Source organism: Pseudoflavonifractor capillosus (genome assembly GCF_016902575.1).
In the GTDB taxonomy this organism is placed as follows: Bacteria; Bacillota; Clostridia; order Oscillospirales; family Oscillospiraceae; genus Enterenecus; species Enterenecus capillosus_A.
On record NZ_JACSNZ010000071.1, the window covers coordinates 1 to 5,093 of the forward strand.

Annotated in this window: 3 protein-coding genes; 1 reads left to right on the top strand and 2 read right to left on the bottom strand. The window is 55.2% G+C overall.

Going from position 1 to position 5,093, the window contains the following annotated elements; translation table 11 throughout:
• Positions 1 to 155 precede the first annotated feature (155 nt).
• Positions 156 to 2,054 carry an ABC transporter ATP-binding protein gene (locus H9X86_RS11465; protein ID WP_204901653.1) on the bottom strand — a complete coding sequence of 633 codons (1,899 nt, stop codon included), beginning with the start codon at positions 2,052 to 2,054 and terminating at the stop codon, positions 156 to 158.
• Positions 2,044 to 3,789, bottom strand: coding sequence for an ABC transporter ATP-binding protein (locus H9X86_RS11470; protein ID WP_204901654.1), 1,746 nt, complete (start codon positions 3,787 to 3,789; stop codon positions 2,044 to 2,046). Before H9X86_RS11470 ends, H9X86_RS11465 begins: the two co-directional genes overlap by 11 nt.
• A 418-nt stretch (positions 3,790 to 4,207) precedes the next feature.
• Here H9X86_RS11470 and H9X86_RS11475 point away from each other — a divergent pair, with 418 nt between their 5' ends.
• Positions 4,208 to 4,936 (top strand): YebC/PmpR family DNA-binding transcriptional regulator, encoded by a 729-nt coding sequence (locus H9X86_RS11475; protein WP_204901655.1) that lies wholly within the window; start codon positions 4,208 to 4,210, stop codon positions 4,934 to 4,936.
• Positions 4,937 to 5,093 lie beyond the last annotated feature (157 nt).

Here is a 5,093-nt window from a genome sequence, read left to right on the forward strand (position 1 = left end):
TGTGGCCTTGGGTCGCCCTTTGACCCAAGGGTGCATGCAGCGGGCTGCAACCCCTCGAAAAAATGCTTGCATTTTTGAGAAGCGTGTCGAACTTTTTCGACACGCTAAAAAAGTCGTTCTCCCGCAGGAGAACGACTTTTTTGCTTGTATAGAACTTATTCCAGCTCAAAGGCACCGGTGTACAGCTGATAGTACTTGCCTTTTTGAGCGATGAGGTCGTCGTGGCTGCCTCGCTCAATGATGCGGCCCTGCTCCAAGACCATGATGGCGTTGGAGTTCTTTACCGTAGAGAGCCGGTGGGCGATGACAAACACGGTGCGGCCGTACATCAGGGCGTCCATGCCCTTTTGCACAATGGCCTCTGTGCGGGTGTCGATGGAGGAGGTGGCCTCGTCCAGAATCATGACAGGGGGATCGGCCACGGCAGCCCGGGCGATGGCCAGCAGCTGACGCTGACCCTGGGAGAGGTTGGCGCCGTTGCTGGTGAGCATGGTGTTGTAGCCATGGGGCAGGCGGGTGATGAAGTCGTGGGCACCTGCCAGCTTAGCGGCGGCGATACACTCCTCATCGGTGGCCTCCAGCTGTCCGTAGCGGATGTTTTCCATGACGGTACCAGTAAACAGGTTGGTGTCCTGAAGTACGATGCCCAGGGAGCGGCGCAGATCTGCCTTGCGGATGGTCATGATGTCAATGCCGTCGTAGAGGATGCGGCCGTTGTGGATGTCGTAGAAGCGGTTGATGAGGTTGGTGATGGTGGTCTTACCGGCACCAGTGGCGCCCACAAAGGCCACCTTCTGGCCAGGCTTGGCGAACAGGGAGATGTCGTGAAGCACCGTCTTCTCCGGCACATAGCCGAAGTCCACGTGCTCAAAACGCACATCACCGGTGAGGCGGGTATAGTGGAAGGACCCGTCGCCCTGGGGCACTTTCCAGGCCCACACGTTGCTGCGGTAGGGAACCTCTTTCAGGCTGCCGTCCTCCTGCTCCTGGACGTTGACCAGGGTCACGTTGCCTTCATCCACCTCGGGCTGTTCATCCATCAGTTCGAAAATGCGATGTGCGCCAGCCATACCCATAACCACCAAGTTGATCTGCTGGGACACCTGGCCGATGGTGCCAGTGAACTGCTTGGTCATGTTGAGGAAGGGCACCACGATGCTGATGCTGAAGGCCATACCGGAGAAGCTCAGATTGGGGGCTTTGACCACCAGGAGAATACCTCCCACAATGGCCACCAGAGCGTAGATCACGTTGCCGGTGTTCATGAGGATGGGCATGAGGGTGTTGGCGAAGGTGTTGGCCTGCTTGGAGTCGGACATGAGCTGGTCGTTGAGACGGTCAAAGTCGGCACAGGTCTCCGCCTCGTGGCAGAAGACCTTCACCACTTTTTGTCCGTCCATCAGCTCCTCCACGAAGCCCTCCACCTTACCAAGGGACTTTTGCTGCCGCTGGAAGAAGGCTGCGGAGCGGCCGCCAATGGAGCGGGTGGCCTTCACCATCACCAGAGAGCCAAGAAGAATCACCAAACTCAGCCAGAAGCTGTAATAGAGCATAATGAAGAGCACAGAGAGAATGGTGACGATCATGGACAGCAGCTGGGGGAAGCTCTGGGCCACCATCTGACGCAGGGTGTCGATGTCGTTGGTGTAGTGACTCATGATGTCGCCGTGGTCGTTGGTGTCAAAGTAGCGCAGGGGCAGGTTCTGCATCCCGTCAAACATCTTCACACGCAGCTTTTTCAGCAGACCCTGGGTGATGACCGCCATCATCTGGGTCCATACCACAGTGGAGATCAGGGCCAGGACGTACATGGTGCCCAGAATGGCCACCAGACGGAAAATCTCCGGTGCGGCAGAAGCCCAGTCGCCGGCCTGCCAGTTGTTCTCCACCACGGCGATGATCTTTTGCATGAACACGGTGGGAAGGCTGCCTACAATGGCGCTGAACAGAATACACACCAGCGCCACCGGCATGAGTACGGGGAAAAACTCGAAAAGGGTACGCAACAGGCGGACGAAAGTGCCTTTGCGGTTGATGGGCTGATTAGGCTTCATCTTCCTGTCCTCCTTTGTTCTGAGACTCGTAGACTTCTTGGTAGATGGGGCTGGACTTCAGCAGCTCGTCGTGACTGCCCATGGCCACAATGCGGCCGCCGTCCATAATGAGAATGCGGTCTGCTTCCTGCACCGAGGCCACACGCTGGGCCACGATGATCTTGGTGGTGTCGGGAATGAACTCCCGGAAGGCCTTGCGGATGAGGGCGTCGGTCTTGGTGTCCACGGCGGAGGTGGAGTCGTCCAGAATGAGGATCTTGGGCTTTTTCAGCAGAGCCCGGGCGATACACAGCCGCTGCTTCTGGCCACCGGAGACGTTGACGCCGCCCCGCTCCAGATAGGTATCATACTTGTCGGGGAAGAGCTGAATGAATTCATCGGCCTGAGCCAGACGACAGGCCTCCAGCAGTTCCTCATCGGTGGCATCGGGATTGCCCCAGCGCAGATTTTCCTTGATGGTGCCGGAGAAGAGCACGTTCTTTTGCAGCACCACAGCCACGGCGTTGCGCAAGGTGTCCAGGTCGTAGTCCCGCACGTCTATGCCACCCACCCGAACGGTGCCCTGGGTGGCGTCGTACAGACGAGGGATGTGCTGAATGAGGGAGGACTTGGAGGAGCCGGTGCCGCCCAGAATACCCACCGTCTCACCGGAGCGGATGTGCAGGTCGATCTGGGACAGGGCGTTGCGCTCGGCATCCTCAGAATACTTGAAGTCCACACCGTCAAAATCAATGGAGCCGTCCTTGACCTCCATAACAGGTGCGCCGGGGCTGGTGATGGTGCTGCGTTCCTGGAGCACTTCCACGATACGGTGGGCGGACTCAGCGGAAATGGTAATCATCACAAAGACCATGGACAGCATCATCAGGCTTACCAGGATCTGAAAACTGTAAATGAACAGGGAGGAGAGCTTGCCCACGGTGAGGGCCACACCCTGGGTGCTGATGATGAAGTAGGCGCCAAGGCCCAGAATGAGGCAGGTGGCGGAATACAGGCAGAACTGCATCAAGGGGGAGTTGAAAGCCATGATGCGCTCAGCCCGGGTGAAGTCCCGGCATACATCCTCAGCGGCGGCGGAGAACTTCTCCTTCTCAAAATCCTCCCGCACATAGGACTTGACCACCCGCATGGCCTGCACATTCTCCTGGATGGAGTTGTTCAGGGTATCGTATTTGCGGAACACCTTGACAAACAGGGGATGTACTTTGCAAATGATGATGGCAAGGCCAATGGCCAGTACCGGGATGGTAAAGAGGAAAATAAAGGCCATAGAGCCGCCCATGATAAAGGCCATGATGAAGGAGAACACCAGCATCAGGGGGAAACGGATGGCGCCCCGGATGATCATCATAAAAGCCATCTGCACGTTGGTCACGTCAGTGGTCATACGAGTGACCAGAGACGAGGTGGAGAAACGGTCAATGTTGGCAAAAGAGAACTTCTGAATGTTGTAGAACATATCCTGACGCAAGTTTTTGGCATAGCCTGCGGAGGCAGATGCGGCAGTGATGCCTGCAATACGCCCAAAATACAGAGAAAAGCCCGCCAGCACAATGAGGATGATGCCGTAGGTCAGAATGGTGGACAGTTCACAGCCTGTTTGAATTTCCCAAACCAAATTGGCGGTCAAAAAGGGAAGGATACACTCAATGATGACTTCCAGAGTGACAAACAAGGGGGTCAATAGGGCGTCTCGTTTGTACTCTCGGATGGATTTTGCCAGAAGCCTAATCATACTCCGATTCTCCTTTGCTTGAAATATAGAATTGATAAATACAAACACGTCATCCAGTATACACATTTTATATAAAAGATGATAGGGTCAACTCCCACAAAAAAATGGGAGATTATCCAGAATCCATGCGAAATTCAGATGAAAAAGAGAGCTGCCCGCACTCTCGTGCGGGCAGCCATGTGCTTCGGTTCGAAACATAGAGGAAGGAGATTGACACAAGTTAGTGTGAGCTAACTGCAAGATAAATATACCATCGGGATGGGCTGTTGTCAAGCCCTTTTATGCAAAAAGCTGGTGGGTTATGTTGGGAAAGGGTTGAAAAGCGGTGAGCAACATGGTATACTGACCTGTAAGCGTGTAAAACTGCCTTGAACAAGGGGCAGTCAGGAATTTATAGAACGAAGGGAACGATTTTTTCATGTCCGGACATTCCAAGTGGCATAATATTCAGAAGACCAAGGGCGCAGCGGATGCCAAGCGCTCTCAGACTTTTACCAAGATTGCCCGTGAGCTGATCGTGGCGGTGAAGACCGGCGGCAGCGGCGACCCCAACAACAACTCCCGCCTGGCCACCGTCATTGCCAAGGCCAGAGCTGCCAACATGCCCAACGACAACATCAAGCGTACCATTGAGAAGGCCCTGGGTTCCGGCAACTCCAACGACTACGAGGCCATCACCTATGAGGGATATGGTCCCTGCGGCGTGGCTGTGATCGTGGAGGCCCTCACCGACAACCGCAACCGTACCGCCTCTGAGGTACGTCACTACTTCGACAAGTTCGGCGGCAACCTGGGCGCCACCGGCTGTGTGTCCTGGTCCTTTGACCAGAAGGGCGTGCTCATCATTGAGCGGGAGGACCTGGACGAGGACACCGTGATGATGGACGCTCTGGACTGCGGCGCTGCTGATTTCGAGCCCGAGGAGGAGTGCTTCACCATCTACACCGATCCCGACTCCTTCGCTGCCGTGGTGGCCGCCATGGAGGAGAAGGGCTACACCTTTGCCTCTGCCAAGGTGGAGATGGTGCCCCAGAACTATGTCACCCTCACCGATGCCAAGGACATCCAGAACATGGAGAAGATGATCGACATCATGGAGGACAACGACGACATTCAGAACATCTACCACAACTGGGAGCAGGAATAAGTAAATGAAAACAAGGCCGCAACGATGAAATTCGTTGCGGCCTTGATATTTTTGTCTAATGAAAACCCCCGGCTGTGCCGGGGAGTTCAAAAAAAGCTTTAGCGTTCCATATGAAGAAAAAACTCCTTTTGATACAATAAGAGTGCGGTCTGCCAAC